Below are 21,294 nucleotides of genomic sequence, written 5' to 3'. Positions count from 1 at the left end.
CGAGACAACGCATTGAAGCTTCAATACAGCCTCTCACCGAAGAAAATCAGAACGAGACAACGCATTGAAGCTTCAATACAGCCTCTCACCGAAGAAAATCAGAACGAGACAACGCATTGAAGCTTCAATACAGCCTCTCGCCGATGAAAATCAGAACGAGACAACGCATTGAAGCTTCAATACAGCCTCTCGCCGATGAAAATCAGAACGAGACAACGCATTGATGCCTCAATACAGCCTCTCACAGTTAAAAATCAGAACGAGGCAACGCATTGATGCCTCAATACGGCCTCTCGCCGATGAATAGCAGTACGAGGCAACCCATTGTGACCTCAATACAGCCTCTCGCCGATGAATAGCAGTACGAGACAATGCATTGAAGAGTAACGCATGTCATTATGGCAGCATCATGAGCTGCTCTTCCTGTAAGCACTGCGCTTTTTGTAATAATGGAAGTTCGTCGCGCATTGCTTTTTCAGTAATGGGCTAACGCACTCCGGAGGTCCCACCGATACTCTCCTCCCGCGACGGACTGTGCGTCTAGTGTCGGTGTAGGCCACTGGACGTGGTCGTACCTAGCCGACCAGGAGTTTACGTATCTTTCCTCCACTAAAGTGGTACAAAGTTCGTCTTTGAGTTGAACATATTATTTTTGTTCCAGACTCAAATGTATTAATATAATAACCCTATAAATTCCTCTTTCGTAATCTTCCCGAGATAGTGGGCCACATCTAGATCATCTAATGCTTCTGTAATCGCTTGCTTCTCATGTCGGACACCTTTAAGTTGATCTTCAACGACTTTAATTTCACCAAGTCCGAAAAAGTCCCCGTAGATTTTACAATTTTCGATGATTCCTTTTTTAACATCAAGTCGAACGTCAACAAGACCTGATGGGAACTTATGTGACCGCTTAAAGTTAAATGCAGGAGACTTGCCATAAGTCCAGTCCCAGTTGCGATAGCGCTTTTCAGATATCTCGTAAATGTTTTTCCAGTCTTCATCTGTTAATTCATAGCGTGGAACATCTTTCACATCATCCACATTGAAAATATGTTTTAATAACATCTCTTTAAAGTCTTCCATCGAAATATCTTCATCCATAAATTCAGCTATATTAGCGACACGGCTACGGATTGATTTAATCCCTTTTGATTCAATTTTAGCTTGACTAACATTTAAAGCAGCTACAACATGTTCGATTTCTGAATTAAGCATCAATGTTCCATGGCTAAACATGCGTCCTTTTGTAGCGAACATCGCATTTCCAGATATTTTACGCTCTTTAACGACAAGGTCATTTCTTCCCTTTAATGCAGCTGGGACACCTAATTGATTTAATGCCTCAACAACTGGTTTCGTAAACTTTTCAAAGTTGTGGAAACTATCGCCATCATCTTTTGTAATAAAACTAAAATTAATATTCCCTAAATCATGGTAAACAGCCCCACCACCAGAAAGACGGCGGACAACTTTGATATTGTTTTTCTCTACATAATCTGTATTAATTTCCTCAATCGTATTCTGGTTTCTACCAACAATGATCGACGGCTCATTAATATAGAACAGAAGATATGTATCATCTTCTCCAAAGTTTTGTAAAATATATTCCTCGAAAGCTAAGTTTACCGTTGGATCGGTAATTCCTTGGTTGTCAATAAACTTCATAACGATACCTCCCAGGTTATGTATATCATCTTAAGTTTAATGGATTCACAAATGACTAGCAACCATTGACGCTTTAAAAAAACATCTATTTTGACATCCTTTCGTCAAAAACTTTAAAAATGTTATAAAACAGTGTTGACAAAGTGGCATCTGTTGTATTACAATGTATTCAACGCTTGAAATTGTTGTATCACAGTAATGCAATGGACTAATCTGTTGTATTACAAAAAGGCACATAGGGGGATTGTCAATGGTTAACGTATTAGAGTTTTTCAGAAACCTTCCGAAAAAAAGATGCCAGCAATGTGGCAACGAAATGTTTGAACAAGCGGATTGCTATGGCAACCTATGCGATGATTGTAATCATCCAGCAAGATAGGTTTAGCACATCCCAAATAATTATTTTACTGTAATTGTAACATGATACTTCCTTTCCTCTTAACAGCTATTCCCCAAATAGCTGTTCTTTTTTTTGCCCATTATATTCTGAACAAATAAAAGAGTAGAAATACAGTATCCTTTTTCAGCAAAATATATTATAATTACTTAGACAAGCGAAATATTTATTGCAATGAAAGGGGTATTCTGAAATGACAACACAAGTATTACAAAAGCGTTCTGAAATCCCAAATAATCAAAAATGGGATCTATCAGCATTATTTTCATCGCATGATGACTGGGAAAAAGAACGACAAGCTTTAGAAGAAGACGTGCAAAAAGTCAGTGCTTATAAAGGTAAACTAAACGAAAGTGCTGAACAATTATTCGGTTGTATAACAGCATATGAAGCATATTTAGAAAGGCTAATTCGGGTATCCACCTATGCTAGCCTTCGTTTAAGTACGGATGGTAGTGATTCTGGTTGTCAGCGTGATGCGGCAAAAGTAGCAGCCTTAACAGCAAAAATAAACGCTCAACTAACTTTTATTGAGACTGAATTACTAGACATACCAAAAGAAAGATTTGAGCAATTTAAACAAGATGAACCTCAACTAAACAATTATCAAAAAATGCTTAACGATATTTTAAAGAAAAAGCCATATACCCTTACACCAGAAGTTGAAGAAACATTAGCCGCTTTAGAAGAAGTACATCAAGCACCATATATGATCTACTCTAGGAGCAAATCATCGGATATGGTATTCGACCCGATTCAAGACGGAACCGGTAAAGAAATTCCAATGTCAGCAGCACTCTATGAAGAAAAATATGAGATTTCTGAGGATACAACCGTTAGAAGAAATGCCTATGATTCATATATTAAAACACTTAATCAATATAAACATACTTATGCCGCAACATATGCCACAGAAGTAACGAAACAAGTCACTTTGGCAAAACTAAGAGGATATGATTCGGTAACAGAGATGTTACTACAACCACAGGAAGTCACTTTGGAAATGTATGAGAATCAACTAGATATTATTCAGTCTGAGCTCGCACCACATATGCGTCGGTATGCGAAACTAAAAAAGGAAAAACTTGGATTAGAAGACATCCGCTATTGTGATTTAAAAGCACCACTTGATCCAGATTACAATCCTAAAACAACATACGATGAAGCAAAAGAAACGATTCTTGAAGCATTAAAAGTGATGGGACCCGAATATCACAACATCATGAAAGAAGGCTTTACAAACGGTTGGGTTGACCGTTCTAATAATATCGGAAAAGCGACAGGTGCATTTTGTTCTAGTCCATATGGAGCACATCCTTATATATTATTAACATGGACAGATACGATGGAAAGCGCCTTTACATTAGCCCATGAATTAGGACATGCTGGGCATTTCTATTTAGCACAGAAAAATCATTCTTTATTTAACACAAGACCTTCTACTTATTTTGTCGAAGCACCTTCAACGATGAACGAATTATTACTCGGTAATTACTTACTTGAAAAAGCCGGGGATAATAAACAATTGAAGCGCTGGGTCATCACACAGCTTTTAGGGACATATTATCATAATTTTATTACACACTTATTAGAAGGTGAATACCAACGTCGTGTTTATGATTTAGCCGAAAAAGGCACACCGCTAACTGCTGATGTACTTTCAACACAGAAGAAAGAAGCGATACAAGCATTTTGGGGAGATGAAGTCGTCATCGATGATGGTGCCGGTTTGATTTGGATGCGCCAGCCGCATTATTATATGGGACTTTATCCATATACTTATTCAGCTGGATTAACCGTTTCTACTGCTGTAGCTCATAAAATTAAAGAAAAAGGTGAACCAGCAGTTAACGGGTGGTTAGATGTATTAAAAGCGGGTGGGACATTATCACCGCTTGAACTGATTAAAAAAGTTGGCATTGATATGACAAAACCGGATGCCATTAAAACAGCTGTTCAATATGTTGGCTCATTAGTCGATGAGTTGGAAAAAAGCTATGAATAATTGAGTACGGGTTAGTTTGAATAACCCCTAAACTCAAAAATAAGCGGAGAAACGGGTTTTCTCCGCTTATTTTATTTGTTAAATTCATTGAGCAACTCAATGATATACAAGTAGACCGATGTGACATGAATAATAGCACATTGAGCATTCAAATGAGAAAAAAAGCAGTCGAAAGTCAAAAGACTTATCGGACTGCTTTTTTATGATACTTTTATAAATAATTTAAGACATTATCAACAGCTTGTTTTCCTTGATCAATACAATCTGGTAAACCTACACCTTCATAAGAACTACCTGCTAAATAAATACCTGGTAGATGTTCAGTCATCGCTTGCTTTACTGTTGCTAAACGGTCTAAATGCCCAACTGTATATTGAGGCATCGCATTTTTCCATCTTGTGACAACAGAAAAGAGTGGTTTCTTTTTGATCTTCATGATTTTATTTAAATCTTTCAGAACCAGTTTCACCATGTCTTCATCTGATAAATCAACTGCTTCTGGATCATCAGGGCGCCCAACATAACAACGGATGAGCGCCTTGTCTTCTGGTGCTGCATTAAGCCATTTTTTATGTGTCCAAGTACAAGCGGTAATGCGGAACTTGCTATTTCTTGAGACGACAAATCCCGTCCCATCAATATCTCTTTTAATTGCTGATTTATCAAAAGCCATTGCCACATTAGCAACCGAATTTAATGGCATATCACGAAATACATTAAAGAAGTCATACTGGCTAAAGATGTTAGGTAACGTTTGATGTGGCGTTGCCATAATAACAGCATCCGCATTATAAACAGAGCCATCACTTAATAGCACATGATAGCCATGGTCTTTTTTCTCGATATGATCAACTGCTGTTTGTAATTGAATTGTACCCGGTTTTAATTGTTTTTCGAGAGCATCAATCAACGTTTCTAATCCACCTTTAAGTGAGTAGAACATACCTTGTTTCTTTTTATTTTTAGTCGACTTTCTCTTTGGCATCGATTTATTTAATCCTTTAATTAAACTACCGTATTTCTGTTCTAAGTGATAAAAGTTGGGAAATGTTGCCATTAAACTCATATCATCCATATCACCAGAGTAAATACCCGATAATAAGGGATCGATAAGGTTTTCAACCAATTCATCGCCAAACCGGCGTCTAAAAAAATGCCCTAAGGATTGATCTTCAACCTGCTTCCCTTTTGGAATAAGAAAATCCATTCCCGCACGTAGTTTTCCCGTTGGAGAAAACATGCCTGAAAATAGAAACGGTCTAACTTGTGTAGGAATCCCCATAAAGGAGCCACTCGGCATTTTATGCAACTTCTTACCGACTAAAATATACGATTGCCCTGTTCCATTACGAACAAGCTGATTGGTTAATCCTAAATCTTCAACGAGTTCGACAGCAGGCTTTTTACGTGCTAAAAATGAATCAGGTCCCCGTTCAATTGTAAATCCCTCACGGCGGACAGTTTGAACTTTCCCACCAATCCGATTGGATGATTCGACTAATTTAACATGATATGGAAGACGATGTTCCTGAATATGTTTTTGCAAATAAAATGCCGCAGATAAACCCGTTATTCCGCCACCAACGACTAAGATATTTTTAGATTTCATTAGGCATCACGCCTTATCTTTGTCATAACTGCATTCGCCATTGCATTAATAAACAACGGATCAACATTCGGCATTTCTGGACGATAATAACTTGCACCAATATCATCACAAACGACTTTACACTCATAGTCATTGTCATATAATACTTCTAAGTGATCTGAGACAAAGCCAACAGGTGCATAAACAAATGATGTATAGCCTTTTTCCTTATACAAATCACGTGTTAAGTCTTGAACATCTGGACCTAACCATGGATCAGGCGTATTTCCTTCACTTTGCCAACCAATCTCATAGTTTATTACCCCTGCTTCTTTAGCAATTAACTGGGCTGTTTCCGCTAACTGTTCTGGATATGGATCATTGTGCTGAAGAATTTTCTCTGGTAAGCTGTGAGCCGAAACTATTAAGACCGCTTTTTGACGTTCTTCGTCACTCATCTTCGCATATTCCTTTTTAATTTCTCTTGCCCAATAAGCGATAAAGTCAGGCTCCATGTACCAACTTTCAACAGATGTAAATGAAATCCCATGCTTTTCAGCTTCTTCTTGTGCACGACCATTGTATGACTTAACACTAAATGTTGAATAATGTGGCGCTAGAACAATAGATGCTGCTTGCGTGATACCATCCTTTGCCATTTCTTCTACTGCATCTTCAATAAACGGCTCGATATGCTTTAAACCGATATATACATGGAATTCATAATCTTCTTGAACATGATTTAAAGCCTTTTCTAAAGCTTTTGCTTGGTCTTCAGTAATTTTAGCAAGTGGAGAAATCCCACCAATTGCTTTATATCGAGCTGTTAAATCAGCTAATGCTTCTGGAGATGGTTTTCTCCCGTGACGAATATGTGTGTAATAACGTTCAATATCCTCTTCTTTATATGGTGTACCATAGGCCATGACTAATAAGCCCATTTTCTCTCTTCCCATATCATCTCACCTCATCATTGAATGTTCATCGTTTTGAATATGTGTGAATCAATTCTGTTAAACGTTGTAATGTTTCTGGTTTTACATCTGGTGTAACACCATGCCCCAAATTAAAAACGTGATGTTCATCATCTTTTGATTGATCAAGGATTTCTTTCGCTCGTGTTTCAATTGTATCCCAATCCGCTAATAAGATAGCTGGATCTAAATTACCTTGCAGTACTTTCGTTACACCTAATTCACGCGCTTCTTTAATTGATGTACGCCAATCAAGTCCAATCACATCAACTGGTAAATCATTCCATTCAAGCAATAAATGACTAGCACCGACTCCGAATATAATTAATGGTACATCAAATTTACGAAGCTCTGTGAAGATTCGTGTCATGATCGGCTTTATGTATTTACGGTAATCTCTAACATTCAATGAACCAACCCAAGAATCAAAAATCTGAATCGCTTTAGCCCCCGCTTTAATTTGCGCTTCAACATACACAATAATCATATCTGCTAATTTATCCATTAACATGAACCACATGTCAGGGTTACTGTACATCAGTGCTTTTGTTTTACCATAATTTTTAGATGGCCCACCTTCAATCATGTAGCTTGCTAAAGTAAAAGGCGCACCACTGAAACCTATTAATGGGACATTCAATTGTTCCTCTGTCAATATACGAATCGTATCCAATACATATGGGATATGTTTTTCTGGATCCAATGTTTTTAAGCTTTCCACATCTTCAATCGTTTTAACTGGATTATAAATAACTGGTCCTACCCCAGATTTAATTTCTACATCAATTCCCATCGCAGGAAGAGGTGTCATAATATCTTTATATAAAATAGCTGCATCAACATCATAAGTTTCTACTGGTAAACGTGTCACATAAGCACATGTTTCTGGTTGATGTGTAATCTCAAAAAGTGAATATTTCTTTTTTAATTCGCGGTATTCTGGTTGTGAGCGACCCGCTTGACGCATATACCAAACAGGTGTGTATTCAACTTTTTCCCCTCGATATGCCCTAAGGATTGTATCATTAAATTGCTTTGACATATTATTTTCACCCTTTTTTTATAACTTTCTTCATATTATCCACCATTATTAACTATAGCCATTTAATACATACGTGTATAGCAAACGGCCTATTTTGTCATTAATTTGTCATATGACAATGATAATTCGACAAATGGTGAGCGTTTTCCTTCCAATTTAGTTAAAGGATCATAAGGTACAACATAGTATTGCTTGGATTTAAACAACGATGATAGATTTATTCGATACTCATGAATCCCTGTGACTTCACCTATTCGTTTATCAATCCCTGGTTCAACCTGATAGATTCGATAAATAACCCGCTTATCAGTTGAACCGTTCCATGTTAATTTGCCACTTAAAGAGAAGCTCTCCCATTCGATATCCGCTTGTAAATCGCTAATCTCTGGTAGTTGTATCGGTGGGTCAAGTGATTTTACTTCCTCTGGTTTATTAAACGTTTGTACTAATTGCTGTGATTTATTAACTTCTGTTAATATCTGTTTCGCTAATGTTGTTGGGTAGCTACTTCCACCAGTTAAATAATGCATCTTATCTGATTGATCGTACCCAATCCATACAGCTAAAGCATAATCGGGCGTAAATCCCGCGAACCATATGTCCTTGTTTTTTCCTGCTACATGTGGATGCTCGGTTGTGCCTGTCTTTCCACCTAGAGCACGGTCAAAGAAGCCAGCTTGTGCCGTCCCTTTGTTAACAGTTTCTTCTAGCATTTTTGTCATATTCCAGGCCACTTGTGGTGTGAATACGTCTGTTTGTTTTTCATGCGCTTGATACAATAAATCACCACTCGGCAAATATATTTTTTCAATTGCACGTGAAGGCTGAAACTTCCCTTCATTTGGAAATGTAGCGTAAGCATCCATTAACTGGATAGGCGTTATGCCATATTTCAATCCACCTAGGGCAATGGCTAAACCATGGTCATTTGGCAAAGGGATTGCCATTTGTTGCAAATAATCTTTCGCATAGTCAACACCTATTTGATCAAGAACCCAAACCGCTGATGTATTCTTTGATTCTATTAATGCTGTATATAATGAAACATAGTCTGCATATGTATCATCACTATTACGCGTATGATTACCATCCACTAAGTCTTTTTGATCTGGAATAATGCTATAGGGTTTAAACGATTTCCCCATCATAGCAGGAGCATAGACTGCTATTGGTTTCATCGTTGAACCGGGCTGGCGTTTAACTGTTACACGATTTAAATCCCCGTATTGATAATCCCTTCCCCCCACAGCAGCAACGATTTTTCCTGTTTTTACTTCCCGCATAACAAATGCACCTTCAATGCCTGATGCATTGCCTGGGAAATATTGATCATTTTGAAATTGATCGTAGCCTATCTTTTGAATCCTTTCATCAAGATTGACAACGAGTCGATAACCGCCACGTTTCAGCTCACTTATGGTGAGCTGATGCTTATCAGCCGCTTCTTTTGTCACTATATCAATGTAACTTGCTAAGTACGGCTGATTACTTGATTCATTTATTTGTAAATCTAAAGTCTTCCCTGTTTCTCGCACTCTTTCTTCTGTAGAAATGAATCCACATTCGTTCATCGCCTTTAAAACGGTATTTCGTCTTTTGAGTGCTTTGTCGGGATGATTAATTGGTGAATAATGATTTGGCGAACGAACAAGTCCTGCCAGTAATGCCCCCTCAGTGACCGTTAAATCTCTAGCCGGTTTAGAAAAATATTTTTGAGCAGCCATTTCAATCCCATAAACACCGTGCCCAAAGTATATAGAATTGACATACAGTTCTAAAATATAGTCTTTGGAATAATGACGTTCTAAATAAATGGCCGCCATCACTTCTTTTGTTTTACGCAACCATGTTTTATCATGTGTTAAAAACAAATTCTTTACGACTTGCTGGGTAATCGTGCTCGCCCCTTCTACCTTACTTCCAGCAATCACATCTTTTACTATGGCACGAAATACTGATTTACTATCAATTCCCGCATGTTCATAAAAACGCCGATCCTCAATTGCAACAAATGCCTCTAATACATGATCGGGCATTTGGTTAATGTCAATAGGTGTCCGATTTTCTTCATATAAACGGTGGATTAGTTGACCATCTACCGTTTCAATGATAGTAGCTGCTGGTAAAATCATTTTCTCCTCATCAACAAATAAACGTCCTCCATATAATATAAAGAGATAACCAGTTAAACTAATAAATAAAATGATGGCTAAAATAAAAAAAGGAATATTTATTTTCCGTTGAATACGTTGCAGTGGGTTCGTGGTCAATGGCTTCCCCCTCATCATGGATTCACCCCAATCTATTGATGGATATGTATTATGGTCTACATTATACGACATTTTTTTAAAAGGGGAAAGAACGAGTACTTCATAGTCAATAGCTCTTATATGACGTCTATGACATAATAATATATAGAAAGGAGCGTTATTCAAGATGGTGAAAACAAAAGCTTATATGACAAATGGAACATATGCCTTTTTGAAAAAGCTGGAACAAAAGCATGATCACTTATCTTTTTACTTCATGAAAAACAACAATACGCTAGCCTATTATGAAGGAGGAGGGAAATCTGTATTCGCGGCCGGAAGAACCTATGGCATTTTATTATCAAAAGGTGAGATCGAGCGTCGCGGGTTTATTGCTATGAATCATATTCCTGTGACAATAGAAGGTCAGCCTGTTTTTGAGGAGCGCTTCAAGCAGAGACAACACGCAGTCGAAACAATGCCCGGCTTTCAAGCCTTTCGATTGTTAAAGCCTAAAAAAGGGCTTGCTTATATCGTCTTAACACAGTGGAAATCAGAAGCATTTTTTGATGAGTGGAGAGAATCAAAAGCATTTGAGAAAGCACATAACAAACAATCGGTTAAACAACCGGCATATTTTGCTGACCGCCCATTTTTAAAAACATACACCATGATAAAAGAAGAATAAGGGTATCCTCTTTTGAGGACAACCCTTATTCTCATGATCAAAATAATTCCCTTATTTTTCTTTTAAGACATGCTCTTCAAAAAAGTCTTTAAACACTTCTTTTTCATTAAAACCATCTATACGAGCAACCTCTTTACCATCTTCATAATGAATAAGTGTCGGTGTACCTTCTATTTGATAAGAGTCCCAACCCTTTTTAAACTCTAATAAATTAATTTTCTTTAGATCTATGTTCAATTCCTCAGCTAAAGGCACTAAAATCGGGGTTGTTTCTAAACAATAACTACATTCCGGACTATAGAAATAAACCGTCATCGGTTCTTTTTTCTCAAGTGCTTGATTCAGCGTGTTAGGAGTGATTTGGTTTTGATATAATGGATCATCCATTTGCTTAATCGTCGACTGATTTAAATCCTTTTTTTCATAACTATTATTACCACCATCTACTGCTTGCTTCGTTTTATACTGGTTCACAATAAACAAAGCTAAAAACAATAGAACGATTGTACCAATAATCGCTAACATCTTCTTTTGCATCCTATCTCACCTCTTAACTAGATTTAATATCAATAAATGAAGAACAAATATACTTAAAAAAGCAATTCCAGCTTGAAAAGGAATGGTAATAAATCCCAAATAATTAACATATTGCGTATGACATGGAATTAATCCACAAGTATCACCTGTCTCTCGTAATAGCGGAAGCTTCTGTAATAAATAATGATAAGTCGATACGAGAAAGCCAATCCCACTTAAAAATAAACCTGGTAATGCGATTTGGATATTTTTCTTCCATAAAGCGACACCGTAAATAACGATCAATGGATACATAAAAATACGTTGTACCCAACATAATTCACATGGTACAAATCCCATGACTTCAGAATAATAAAGACTGCCACCTGTTGCTAACAGTGCAATGGTCCAAATAATGAGCATGAGGTTTTCAAGCGATTTATCAGACGTCATGTTAGGACTCTCCCTCAAATGTAATCAAAATAATTATACATGAAAATAGAAAAAGGCACTATCAATAAGTCATGATCGCTTAAAGGAGACCATTGCGATGAACATAAACAGCCGCTTGTGTACGGTCACTAACACCTAACTTTGACAAAATATTACTCACATGTGTTTTTACCGTCTTGATGCCGATATACAATTTCTCACTAATTTCTTGATTTGTTAAACCATTCCCAATACATAAGAGAACCTCCATCTCACGAGGTGTTAATTCGTCATGAGGTTTTAAGGTGTCTTTTTGAAAGCTTGTTAACATTTTATTGGCTACTTTTGGTTCAATGACATTTTCTCCAATTACTGCTTTCTTAATCGCTTGGACAATTTCATCAGCAGACGCTGTTTTTAATAAATAGCTAAAAGCACCCGCTTCAATGGCTGGAAATACTTGTTTATCATCATAATAGCTCGTAAGAATGATAATTTTACATTCTGGAAACTTTTCCATCACTTGTTTTGTCGCTTCAATCCCTGTACCATTTTCCATAATTAAGTCCATCAGAACGACATCTGGTTTTTCTTGCAATATTACTTCTACACCAGCAAAGCCACTCGATGCCTGACCAACCACCTCAATATCACCATCCGTTTGTAAGTAAGCAATCATTCCTTTACGAACAATTTCATGATCATCAACAACTACGACACGAATCATAAATAAACCCCCTTATAAATTAATCATGTACTGGAATACGGATATCAATATTTGTACCCTCATCCTCATCAGAGCGAATAATAAATGTACCACCAAGTTCTTGACTTCTTTCACGCATCGTTTTTAAACCATAGGATGTTTTTTTATTTAGATCTTGCTCAACTTCAAACCCTTTCCCATTATCACGAATATGAACGAATAATTCATCATGTCGCATATAAACATCAATTCTAACCCGTGTTGCATTTGCATGTCGTAGTATATTAGACAATGCTTCTTGAATGATACGAAATATATGGTCCTCAATCGCTTCACTTAAAACGAGATCATCTGAAATATTAACCTGAAATTCAATCTGGCATTTATCTTTTAATTCGGCTATTAACTGTTTAACTCCTTTATGAAGCGGATCACCTGATAGATGTACCGGTCTTAAATGAAGCATTAAAGCACGCATCTCGGTCTGTGCTTTTAGTGCCGCCTGCACAACTTCATGCATTTGTTCTTTAGCAACGTGAGGATGATGGTCAAATTGTTTAAGTGCTGCTTCTGACATCATCGTTAGAGCAAAAAGTTGCTGGCTGACAGCATCATGCAAGTCGCGTGCCAATCGTTGTCTTTCTTCCATAACAGCTGATTTGTGCGTCGATTTAGCAAACTCTGTTTTTTCGTCAGCTAATCGCTGTAACGATTTTACCTGTGCTTGCATATTCACGCCAAGTTGATTCAATTCATTACTAATACGAGAAATCTCATCATCACGGTCACAATAAATACTAGATAAATAGTTTCCGTTCGTATATTGTGTGATTAATACAGACAAGCCGTCAATCCGATTTTTCAAGTCGCCACTCGACTCAAAACCCGCATAAAAAGAAATAACTGTCCCACATACAATATATAAGATAATAAAGACAAAAATACTCGTCACATGAAGCCATTTCGGTTCAAAGAGAACGTAAATTGTTAATAAAATAGCAAGTAATGTGACCGTTGTAATAAATAAACTATAAAGATTGGAACGAATATAAACATAACGTATACCACTTAACTGCTTAAACAAAGAATCACCTCTTTCTACACGTAATTAATACGAATTGATCCTGCTTTTAACCGAATTTGGAAATCTAGCTTTTGTTCAGAAAAACCATAGCCAGGCGTTTCAAATGTAAATGTTCGATTAATCCCATCGGTAGATTGACCAACAACATCAATTTCACCAGCGACGACATGGGCTCGCACACGAAATTCAACATGTTCTGGTATTAAAACATGGACATCGCCTGCTAAAGAATCAATGAGAATAGGAATCTTTTTCTCCGGTATAAATGCTTTTGAAAAATCGAAAAAGAAATCCCCTGCCAAGCTCCTTAATGACATCGGCTCGACTTTCCAATTCGGTTGATTGTATTCATAATTCCCGACTGAAAACATGGAACCTTTGTCGTCAACTTTTTCATCATCAAAAATATCATCAGCATCTGATTTACCTTTTGACCAATTCATGACAACGACTGGACGTGATCCTTTTAATAATGAAAAACCAAAATAAATGATGAGTAATGGCCAAAGTTTAAATATATCTTTGAAATGAAATGTAATCACTTGAAAGCGATCAAGAAGCAATAATGAACCAAAAAGAATGAATAAACTTCCAAAAAATAAACTTCCACCCCGATATCTGAAACGATCACTCACCCATTTCATTCCAAGGAATATGATAAGAACCGGATATAAGTAATGCCATCCCGTTTTAAAACTAAACGACATAATGCCGAGATTCTCAAAAATTAATAAGACACCAAAACCGATTAGAAAAAAAGCAATCATATAATAAAAAATACCTCTACGCATATTTATCCCACCTATCAAGGGTCATTAAATGAATAAGTTCAATAACAGTTAAATCTATTCTATCAGGGAGGCGCTGTAAGATAAACCATCTTAAGATGCTTTTCCTCTCCGTCTCAAGTCCGAGTTACTTTTACCAAAGATATTAGACATCATCTTCTGAAAAATGGTATAATAAATGGAATTTCATTTATTTAAAGTATATAAAATAAGGGGGAATCATACATCATGTTTTCAAAAATTAAACAAGCAATCGATCAATCTTTTACTGAAATGGTTGAAATTCGCCGTTACTTACATCAACACCCAGAATTATCCTTTAAAGAGGAGAAAACTGCAAGATATATTGCTGAATATTATGAACAACTCGGTCTCCCCTATCAAGAAAAAGTAGGAGGTAATGGTGTCATCGCGACACTAAAAGGCGGTAAACCAGGTAAGACGGTTGGCTTACGGGCTGACTTCGACGCCTTGCCAATTCAAGATGAAAAAGATGTCCCTTATCGCTCAAAAGTGGATGGTGTGATGCATGCTTGTGGTCATGATGGACATACGGCTACACTTCTTGTCATTGCCCGTGTTCTGACAAAATTCCAAGCCGAACTTCCAGGGACTGTTGTTTTCATACATCAACACGCAGAAGAAGTTAATCCTGGTGGAGCAAAGCCAATCATCGAATCCGGTGCACTTGACCATCTTGATGCCGTATTCGGAACACATTTATGGTCAGGCGTACCAGTTGGACGAATCGAGATTTCAAAAGATGTTCTAATGGCAGGCGCTGATAGTTTTCGTATTACTTTACAAGGTAAAGGTGGACATGGTTCAGCCCCCCATGAAACTAAGGACGCCATCACAATCGGTGCCCAATTAGTAACTCAACTACAAACAATTATTAGTCGAACAATCAATCCGATGCGCACAGCCGTCTTATCGATTGGTAAATTTCATGCAGGTACTGCCTTTAATGTCATTGCTGATAAAGCTGAGCTTGATGGAACCGTACGCTATTTAGATCCGACGATTCAAACACTAATTATCGAAGCTTTGGAAAAGCAGGTCAAAGGTATTTGTTTAGCGAATGATATTACTTATACGTTTGATTATGCGAAAGGATATCCACCCGTTGTCAATCATAAAAAAGAAGCAGAACTCGTCATGAAAACAAAAGATAGCATTGAAGAAATACAAGAAATCGTTGAAGTCGAACCATCGATGGGTGGCGAAGACTTTGCTTATTATTTGATGGAAAAGCCGGGCGCATTTTTCTTTACAGGTGCATTCAAAGAGTCAAATCCATACCCACATCATCACCCTAAATTTGATTTCGATGAAAAAGCAATGCCAATCGCTGCCAAAACACTAATTAAAGCCTATTTAAATTACCAAGAAGCATAAAAAGCCAGCTTCCCATTACTGAGGAGCTGGCTCTCTTCATTAAATTGATTTTCCTTTTATATAAAAATAAACAAACCCATAGCTAAATATTAAGCCACCGATTAAAACAATACCAGTCATTAGATAATTTTGCTGTAAAAGCGTAACTACCGTAAAAATCACTGTTTGCACGAATGCTAACTTCATAATTAGCCGTAACAGAGCTCGTTTTTTATCTGATTGGGTAATTGGATAGATATCTAACCAAATATTTACCCGGTGATGCCGATAGATTGTCATCATTTGGAATAAACTCATGTAAAGAAATAGAAACGCAAATAACAGTTTCAGCCAATTAATCGGAACAAAGTAAATAAATAAACCACCGACAACGATTAACCGGATGTACATACTTAAATAGTCCCCACTACGTATAAACGTTAAACGAAATAAATAATCATACGTTAAGCGTTGATCATATGCCACACGATTGCCCCATAAAGAGATAAGCCAGTTTCTTTTTTTGACTGGATTTTTTAAATGAGGTACATCTGTAAATAAATTGGCGATGCGATAAAAAGCTTGCATACGGTTTCGGTCTTTTTCGATTAATAAATACCAATTTATATTCGATTGTTTCCGGGATATCGATAAATCATATAAAAACACACCAATAAACAAAACTGTAAAAACAGCTGCCAGAATAATTGTACCATCAATCAGAAAGTAAAAAACAGCTGTTGAGATAAGTACGCGAGTTAATAAATCGATGGTACGAATCATTTTATCTTGGATGTTATTCATCCACCAAGTTGCAAGCAAATTCCATCCCTTAAAAATGAGCAATACGACGACAAGCAGTAAGTACGTTCTTCCACTTCGTTCTGGAAAGCTAGCGAAGTATAAAGGACCAAATAAAGCTGCAACTAAAAAGACGGGATACCATCCAATCAAATAACTCAGTAATAGGGTCTTTTTAAAATATCGACGCATCTTATTTTCTGCTGATACTAAAAAGACTAAATCGGCTTCTTGAAGTAGCGTTCGGACAGAACCAATACTCACTAAAAAACCAAATACAATCGCCATGATTGTTGTACTTGGAAATGATTCTGGAAGATTCAATAACCATTGTTGATAGAAATAAGCAAATGCCGCAATAAAGAAAAACAATGCCACTGCAATATGACCATTAAACATATAACGTAAATATTGACCTGTTTCCCTCAAATAACGTGACAAACGCTCTTTAAATAATCGATCAGCATCAAACATGATCATCTTCCTTTGTCAACTGGATATATAGGTCATCTAGACTTGCATTTGGCATAGCAAACTGCTCCCGTAATTCCTGTAAGCTACCTTGTGCGCGAAGGTGACCATCATGTAAGATAATAAACCGATCACAATACTTTTCTGCAGTCGCTAAAATATGGGTCGACATCAAGATGCCTGCCCCCTGCTCTTTCATTTTAATCATGAGTTGGATAAACGACTGAATACCTAAAGGGTCTAACCCTACAAATGGTTCATCAACAACATACAATTGTGGTTCAATCAAAAATGCACACATAATCATCACTTTTTGTCGCATTCCTTTAGAAAAATGGACAGGAAACCATTTTAGCTTTTTATCCATCCGAAATTCATGGAGTAACATATCTAACCTTTGTTCAAACATCTCTTTTGGGAGATTATATGCCATTGCCGTTAAACGAAGATGTTCATATAGTGTTAATTCATCATAGAGGATTGGGATTTCTGGAATATAAGCAAGTTGTGTCCGATACGCTTCTGGATCCTCATGTACAGTTTTTTCATTAAGTGTGATTTTACCCTTTTTTTCTTTCATCAAACCAATAATATGTTTAATGGTGGTACTTTTTCCCGCACCATTTAGACCAATCAATCCAACGATTTCATTCGGAAATACGTCAAATGTTAAACCGTGTAATACATTTTTATGTGTATAGCCGCCATGAAGATCTTCAACATGCAATAAAGCTTTCACAATCAGCCCTCCGTCTCCGAAAACATTCTTTTTACAAATTTTATCATTAAACACAATAAAATACACCTCCTACCTCCCTAATTCATGTATAAATAATCATTAAAACCCCATAATACATAGTGAAGAGATAAGGATGACTCACCGACATTAATAAAAATAATGAGGTGATTCCAATCGACAAGTATATGATTTAAACCCTTTTAGCAGGTTGATATCCTCTCGGTCAAAGGATGCTGTTAAAACGGTTATCATACCATAGCAACTAAAAGAAGTTGTTATCCTAATTGTTGACGTCCTATCTCTTCCGAATCGAGGCATGACAAACGTCATGCCTCATTATTATTTTTTGACATACATATCATCCATCATTACAATGAACGTAACAATATGAAAAGGGGATGAATAAAATGGAAGAAAAAGACTGTATCTTTTGTAAAATCATTGCTGGAGAATTGCCTTCTGCTAAAATTTACGAGGATGAACATGTTTATGCTTTTCTCGATATTAGCCAAGTAACAAAAGGACATACGTTAGTGATACCAAAGACACATACGAAAAATATTTATGAGACACCACCTGAGGTTGCTAAGCATTTGTTTGAGCGTGTACCATCCATTGCTAACGCTATTCGAGATGCTTATCAACCACTTGGAATGAATCTACTTAATAATAATGAACGTGCTGCTGAACAATCCGTTTTCCATTTACATCTTCACTTAATACCGCGATATGGTAAAGGCGATGGCTACTCACCAAACTGGCATACACATGAGAAGGATTATACACCAAATGACTTACAACAAATCGCAAAAGAGATTAGTCAACAAATAAAATAGATAAGTTCTTTTTCTTTTATCTATGATTTGTTATACTAAATTATAAGTTCCGCAATTGACAATGAGTGTACAGTTGGGAACGTCTAGAAGAGTTAGAATAGAATAGGAGAGATGAGTCAATGAAGACGAAAGATTTAGTATTGCTGTCCCTTTTAGTAGGTATTGGTACTGTATTACACGCTATCATCCCACCGATTTTATTTGGGATGAAGCCAGATATGCTTTTAGCAATGATGTTTTTAGGCATTATTTTATTTCCTAAAGCCAATTATGTCTTGTTACTTTCAATTGTAACAGGAATTGTGTCTGCTTTAACAACAGGTGCACCAGGTGGACAAATTGCTAATTTGATTGATAAACCGATTACGGCATTTGTATTTTTAGGTTTATTTCTTTTCTTGAGGCAAAAGGGAAATATAAATATTATCTTACCTATCCTAACAGCAATTGGCACAATTATTAGTGGTAGTGTGTTTTTAACCGTCGCACTATTTATTGTCAATCTGATGGAAGGCGGATTTATTACTTTATTTATCGGTATTGTTCTGCCAGCAGCAGCAGTTAACACAATGGTTATGGTTGTTGTTTACCCAATTGCCCAAGGCGTGTTGAAACGAATGCGTCCACGTACCACATGATTATCCAAATCATCCCTCTGGCTTTAACAGTCAGAGGGTTTTTTACTAAATTTGATAAGATGACACAATATAAATGTAACCGTTATTGTTCTTGTGTCTCATTTTAAGTTATAATTAAATTAGAATGTTACTTTTTTCATTAGAAAGGGGTTATTAACGATGTCAAGAGCCAAATCATTACTACTCGGTATTTTCGTTGGCGGCGTTGTTAGTGCAACAGCAACTTTATTAAGTGCGCCAGCTTCTGGAAGAGATACGCGTTTAAAGCTAAAGGATCAAGCGACTGAATGGAAAGAACTTCTTGAAGGATTAAAACGAGATGGTTTAAAATTAAAGGACCAGCTAGCTAAAACATCAAAAGAAAGCTCGGCACTGATTAAAGATCTCACTCGTGAGATGAAAAGCTCTGTCATTGCTTGGAAAGAATCTGTTGAACCACATCAAGAAAGCATTAAAGATTATTTAGAACAAATAGAAGTAAGCCTAAAAGAATTAGAAGAGAAAGTAAAGAAAAACAAAAAGTAATCGGTATGTGTCCGATTACTTTTTTTATTAAACGAGTGTGCTGAACCCCAATAGCGTTACTTTAATGATAGCCATTTCAGAGATTATGTTTATTTAATAGTGATATAAATTCATTCATTAAATCTATATAATACCCTTCTTGCCTTAATGCTAAAATCGTTTCATTTGGACTTAATTTTTCATTTAACATTCCAACAAATTGTATGAGTAATGATGTGAAATCTAATAACCCTTCATCTTTTTGCTCCTGATAATCTTGATTAATTTGCTGAAGCAATTGCATGAAATCAACATATTCTTGTTCCGATACATTTTTTTCAATTAATAGTTTCGTTAAAGGGAATTTTTCCATATCAATTAATTGCATAATGAGCTGTAGATGGAATGCCGTCTTATTTTGCATGACAACACCTCGTTTACAACAAAATCAAACCGATAAAAATGGTAACTTATATTATACCATTTTAAACACAATAAAGGCGTGTTTTGCTATAATAAATATTACTAATTATGTTTTCCCCTGTTCAGCCTGCATTAATTTTGTTACAGTAAGGGAGAGGCTGTTTTAAAAGGGGCTACGAGAATTGTTCTTTTATTAGGGGGATTTGTGGATGAACATCATATTTCCTATTTATAGTTTTATCGTTTTCTTTATTTTCAATATACTAACATATAAATTTTGCCTTAAACTTAAATTAAGTAAACAACGCCAAGAGAAAATGTTTCGGTTCATGAATATAATCATATTAATTCTTTTATTCACATCATATATTAAAGTTCAACAAGCGATGATTTGATATAAAATTCAGTAAATCGATAGTATGTTTTTACAAGAAAATATGTTATATTTATTGGTAGTGAGAAATTGAAGTTTATATCTAGATTAGGAGTGTTCACATGAAGAAGTTAGCCATTGCCGCAACAATTAGTGCGGGTGTTTTATTATTTTCCGGTTGCAGTAATTCAGGAGATGTCATTGTAAAATCAAAATCTGGTGATATTACAAAAGAAGAATTTTATACTGAAATGAAAGACCAGATTGGTGCAAATGTCCTGCAACAGATGATGTTATTGAAAATACTTGAGGACAAATATGATATCGACGATAAGGAAATTGATAAAGAAGTTAAACAGATGAAAGATGAAATGGGCGAGCAATTCGACCTTGTCCTCCAGCAACAGGGGATTCAAGACGAAGATCAATTACGAGAACAAATTCGCATGAGTATGCTTTACGAAGAAGCGATGTTTGGTGATGTCAAGATTACTGATGATGAACTAAAAGAACAATATGAACGAATGAAAACCGAACTAAAAGCAAGTCATATCCTTGTCGCGGATGAAAAAGATGCAAAAGATCTTAAGAAACAGCTTGATGAAGGTGCTGATTTTAAAAAGCTAGCAAAAGAACATTCTACAGATGGTTCTGCTGAAAATGGTGGCGATATTGGTTGGTTCTCAACAGGTGAAATGGTTCCTGAGTTTGAAAATCAAGCATATAGTATGAAAAAAGGCGAAATCAGCGAACCTGTAAAGTCCCAATTCGGTTACCATATTATTTTATTAGTAGACAAGCGTAAAAAAGAAGAGGACATTGGTAGCTTCGAAGACATGGAAGACATGATCAAAAACGACTTAAGAAATAAAAAAGTTGATACAGAGGCGAAACTAAAGGAACTACTCGATCAAGCTGAAATTGACGTGAAAGATGATCAATTTAAAGACTTATTTAATTTAGACCAGCAAAATGCACAAGGTTAAGTAAAAAGT

General features: G+C 36.3%; 21 protein-coding genes. 8 read left to right on the top strand and 13 right to left on the bottom strand.

Annotated features, from left to right (window positions below; genetic code table 11):
- Nucleotides 1-672 precede the first annotated feature (672 nt).
- A complete protein-coding gene (locus VIG73_RS02190; protein ID WP_331638920.1) occupies nt 673-1,668 on the bottom strand; it encodes a lipoate--protein ligase in 996 nt (331 codons plus the stop codon).
- 250 nt (nt 1,669-1,918) lie between these two features.
- Between VIG73_RS02190 and yhfH the strand changes: the two genes are divergently transcribed.
- Both yhfH and pepF read left to right on the top strand, forming a co-directional pair.
- Entirely contained in the window at nt 1,919-2,047 is a 129-nt protein-coding gene (gene yhfH / locus VIG73_RS02185) for a protein YhfH (protein ID WP_331638919.1), read from the top strand.
- A gap of 211 nt (nt 2,048-2,258) precedes the next feature.
- Entirely contained in the window at nt 2,259-4,070 is a 1,812-nt protein-coding gene (gene pepF, locus VIG73_RS02180; RefSeq protein ID WP_331638918.1) for an oligoendopeptidase F, read from the top strand.
- Between the two features lie 211 nt (nt 4,071-4,281).
- On the opposite strand, the gene hemY is transcribed toward pepF, so the two are convergent.
- The 4 genes from hemY to VIG73_RS02160 form a co-directional block, all read right to left on the bottom strand.
- Nucleotides 4,282-5,679: a protoporphyrinogen oxidase gene (gene hemY, locus VIG73_RS02175; RefSeq protein ID WP_331638917.1), complete on the bottom strand. Its 1,398-nt coding sequence runs from the start codon at nt 5,677-5,679 to the stop codon at nt 4,282-4,284.
- Complete coding sequence (gene hemH, locus VIG73_RS02170; RefSeq protein ID WP_331638916.1) at nt 5,679-6,614, bottom strand: ferrochelatase; 936 nt, start codon at nt 6,612-6,614, stop codon at nt 5,679-5,681. The genes hemY and hemH overlap by 1 nt, the downstream gene beginning before the upstream one ends.
- Before the next feature lie 25 nt (nt 6,615-6,639).
- On the bottom strand, nt 6,640-7,674 hold the full coding sequence (hemE, locus tag VIG73_RS02165; RefSeq protein WP_331638915.1) for a uroporphyrinogen decarboxylase: 1,035 nt from the start codon (nt 7,672-7,674) through the stop codon (nt 6,640-6,642).
- Between the two features lie 89 nt (nt 7,675-7,763).
- Nucleotides 7,764-9,944: a PBP1A family penicillin-binding protein gene (locus VIG73_RS02160; RefSeq protein ID WP_331638914.1), complete on the bottom strand. Its 2,181-nt coding sequence runs from the start codon at nt 9,942-9,944 to the stop codon at nt 7,764-7,766.
- 166 nt (nt 9,945-10,110) lie between these two features.
- Here VIG73_RS02160 and VIG73_RS02155 point away from each other — a divergent pair, with 166 nt between their 5' ends.
- A complete protein-coding gene (locus VIG73_RS02155; protein ID WP_331638913.1) occupies nt 10,111-10,611 on the top strand; it encodes an antibiotic biosynthesis monooxygenase in 501 nt (166 codons plus the stop codon).
- A 51-nt stretch (nt 10,612-10,662) separates the two neighbouring features.
- Here VIG73_RS02155 and VIG73_RS02150 read toward each other — a convergent pair whose 3' ends face one another.
- The 5 genes from VIG73_RS02150 to liaF all read right to left on the bottom strand — a co-directional run bounded on the left by VIG73_RS02150 (nt 10,663) and on the right by liaF (nt 14,140).
- The gene (locus VIG73_RS02150) at nt 10,663-11,148 is read right to left on the bottom strand and encodes a thioredoxin family protein (RefSeq protein ID WP_331638912.1); all 486 of its coding nucleotides are present in this window, start codon (nt 11,146-11,148) and stop codon (nt 10,663-10,665) included.
- Between the two features lie 6 nt (nt 11,149-11,154).
- Nucleotides 11,155-11,580, bottom strand: a complete 426-nt coding sequence (locus tag VIG73_RS02145; RefSeq protein WP_331638911.1) for a disulfide oxidoreductase — start codon at nt 11,578-11,580, stop codon at nt 11,155-11,157.
- Between the two features lie 79 nt (nt 11,581-11,659).
- Entirely contained in the window at nt 11,660-12,286 is a 627-nt protein-coding gene (locus VIG73_RS02140) for a response regulator transcription factor (RefSeq protein WP_331638910.1), read from the bottom strand.
- 19 nt (nt 12,287-12,305) lie between these two features.
- On the bottom strand, nt 12,306-13,349 hold the full coding sequence (locus tag VIG73_RS02135) for a sensor histidine kinase (RefSeq protein WP_331638909.1): 1,044 nt from the start codon (nt 13,347-13,349) through the stop codon (nt 12,306-12,308).
- 14 nt (nt 13,350-13,363) lie between these two features.
- On the bottom strand, nt 13,364-14,140 hold the full coding sequence (gene liaF / locus VIG73_RS02130; RefSeq protein ID WP_331638908.1) for a cell wall-active antibiotics response protein LiaF: 777 nt from the start codon (nt 14,138-14,140) through the stop codon (nt 13,364-13,366).
- Between the two features lie 225 nt (nt 14,141-14,365).
- Between liaF and VIG73_RS02125 the strand changes: the two genes are divergently transcribed.
- On the top strand, nt 14,366-15,535 hold the full coding sequence (locus tag VIG73_RS02125) for a M20 family metallopeptidase (protein WP_331638907.1): 1,170 nt from the start codon (nt 14,366-14,368) through the stop codon (nt 15,533-15,535).
- Between the two features lie 39 nt (nt 15,536-15,574).
- Here the strand turns inward: VIG73_RS02125 and VIG73_RS02120 are convergent, their stop codons facing one another.
- Together VIG73_RS02120 and VIG73_RS02115 are read right to left on the bottom strand one after the other, a co-directional pair.
- On the bottom strand, nt 15,575-16,789 hold the full coding sequence (locus VIG73_RS02120; RefSeq protein WP_331638906.1) for an ABC transporter permease: 1,215 nt from the start codon (nt 16,787-16,789) through the stop codon (nt 15,575-15,577).
- A complete protein-coding gene (locus tag VIG73_RS02115) occupies nt 16,782-17,525 on the bottom strand; it encodes an ABC transporter ATP-binding protein (protein ID WP_331638905.1) in 744 nt (247 codons plus the stop codon). Before VIG73_RS02115 ends, VIG73_RS02120 begins: the two co-directional genes overlap by 8 nt.
- 407 nt (nt 17,526-17,932) lie before the next feature.
- Between VIG73_RS02115 and VIG73_RS02110 the strand changes: the two genes are divergently transcribed.
- The 3 genes from VIG73_RS02110 (at nt 17,933) to VIG73_RS02100 (ending at nt 19,524) form a co-directional block, all read left to right on the top strand.
- Entirely contained in the window at nt 17,933-18,361 is a 429-nt protein-coding gene (locus VIG73_RS02110) for an HIT family protein (RefSeq protein WP_331638904.1), read from the top strand.
- Nucleotides 18,362-18,480: 119 nt separating this feature from the next.
- Nucleotides 18,481-18,999: a tryptophan transporter gene (locus VIG73_RS02105; RefSeq protein ID WP_331638903.1), complete on the top strand. Its 519-nt coding sequence runs from the start codon at nt 18,481-18,483 to the stop codon at nt 18,997-18,999.
- Between the two features lie 159 nt (nt 19,000-19,158).
- Entirely contained in the window at nt 19,159-19,524 is a 366-nt protein-coding gene (locus VIG73_RS02100; protein ID WP_331638902.1) for a YtxH domain-containing protein, read from the top strand.
- Between the two features lie 76 nt (nt 19,525-19,600).
- Here VIG73_RS02100 and VIG73_RS02095 read toward each other — a convergent pair whose 3' ends face one another.
- The gene (locus VIG73_RS02095) at nt 19,601-19,927 is read right to left on the bottom strand and encodes a DUF1878 family protein (protein ID WP_331638901.1); all 327 of its coding nucleotides are present in this window, start codon (nt 19,925-19,927) and stop codon (nt 19,601-19,603) included.
- Between the two features lie 494 nt (nt 19,928-20,421).
- Here VIG73_RS02095 and VIG73_RS02090 point away from each other — a divergent pair, with 494 nt between their 5' ends.
- Nucleotides 20,422-21,285, top strand: a complete 864-nt coding sequence (locus tag VIG73_RS02090; protein WP_331638900.1) for a peptidylprolyl isomerase — start codon at nt 20,422-20,424, stop codon at nt 21,283-21,285.
- The last annotated feature ends 9 nt before the right edge of the window (nt 21,286-21,294 follow it).

Origin of the sequence: Cerasibacillus sp. (assembly GCF_036516575.1) — a bacterium.
Lineage (GTDB): Bacteria > Bacillota > Bacilli > Bacillales > Amphibacillaceae > Cerasibacillus.
Note: the sequence above shows the minus strand (reverse complement) of the source record. Positions and strands in the feature narration are given on the sequence as shown.

What these genes read in the sequence shown, in the direction of transcription:
- hemH (WP_331638916.1), bottom strand. Translation starts at nt 6,614, where the DNA reads ATGGGAAGAGAGAAAATGGGCTTATTAGTCATGGCCTATGGTACACCA.
- VIG73_RS02110 (WP_331638904.1), top strand. Translation starts at nt 17,933, where the DNA reads ATGGAAGAAAAAGACTGTATCTTTTGTAAAATCATTGCTGGAGAATTG.
- VIG73_RS02140 (WP_331638910.1), bottom strand. Translation starts at nt 12,286, where the DNA reads ATGATTCGTGTCGTAGTTGTTGATGATCATGAAATTGTTCGTAAAGGA.
- hemE (WP_331638915.1), bottom strand. Translation starts at nt 7,674, where the DNA reads ATGTCAAAGCAATTTAATGATACAATCCTTAGGGCATATCGAGGGGAA.
- VIG73_RS02145 (WP_331638911.1), bottom strand. Translation starts at nt 11,580, where the DNA reads ATGACGTCTGATAAATCGCTTGAAAACCTCATGCTCATTATTTGGACC.
- VIG73_RS02155 (WP_331638913.1), top strand. Translation starts at nt 10,111, where the DNA reads ATGGTGAAAACAAAAGCTTATATGACAAATGGAACATATGCCTTTTTG.
- hemY (WP_331638917.1), bottom strand. Translation starts at nt 5,679, where the DNA reads ATGAAATCTAAAAATATCTTAGTCGTTGGTGGCGGAATAACGGGTTTA.
- VIG73_RS02105 (WP_331638903.1), top strand. Translation starts at nt 18,481, where the DNA reads ATGAAGACGAAAGATTTAGTATTGCTGTCCCTTTTAGTAGGTATTGGT.
- VIG73_RS02150 (WP_331638912.1), bottom strand. Translation starts at nt 11,148, where the DNA reads ATGCAAAAGAAGATGTTAGCGATTATTGGTACAATCGTTCTATTGTTT.
- VIG73_RS02090 (WP_331638900.1), top strand. Translation starts at nt 20,422, where the DNA reads ATGAAGAAGTTAGCCATTGCCGCAACAATTAGTGCGGGTGTTTTATTA.
- yhfH (WP_331638919.1), top strand. Translation starts at nt 1,919, where the DNA reads ATGGTTAACGTATTAGAGTTTTTCAGAAACCTTCCGAAAAAAAGATGC.
- VIG73_RS02100 (WP_331638902.1), top strand. Translation starts at nt 19,159, where the DNA reads ATGTCAAGAGCCAAATCATTACTACTCGGTATTTTCGTTGGCGGCGTT.
- VIG73_RS02120 (WP_331638906.1), bottom strand. Translation starts at nt 16,789, where the DNA reads ATGTTTGATGCTGATCGATTATTTAAAGAGCGTTTGTCACGTTATTTG.
- VIG73_RS02095 (WP_331638901.1), bottom strand. Translation starts at nt 19,927, where the DNA reads ATGCAAAATAAGACGGCATTCCATCTACAGCTCATTATGCAATTAATT.
- VIG73_RS02190 (WP_331638920.1), bottom strand. Translation starts at nt 1,668, where the DNA reads ATGAAGTTTATTGACAACCAAGGAATTACCGATCCAACGGTAAACTTA.
- pepF (WP_331638918.1), top strand. Translation starts at nt 2,259, where the DNA reads ATGACAACACAAGTATTACAAAAGCGTTCTGAAATCCCAAATAATCAA.
- VIG73_RS02125 (WP_331638907.1), top strand. Translation starts at nt 14,366, where the DNA reads ATGTTTTCAAAAATTAAACAAGCAATCGATCAATCTTTTACTGAAATG.
- liaF (WP_331638908.1), bottom strand. Translation starts at nt 14,140, where the DNA reads ATGCGTAGAGGTATTTTTTATTATATGATTGCTTTTTTTCTAATCGGT.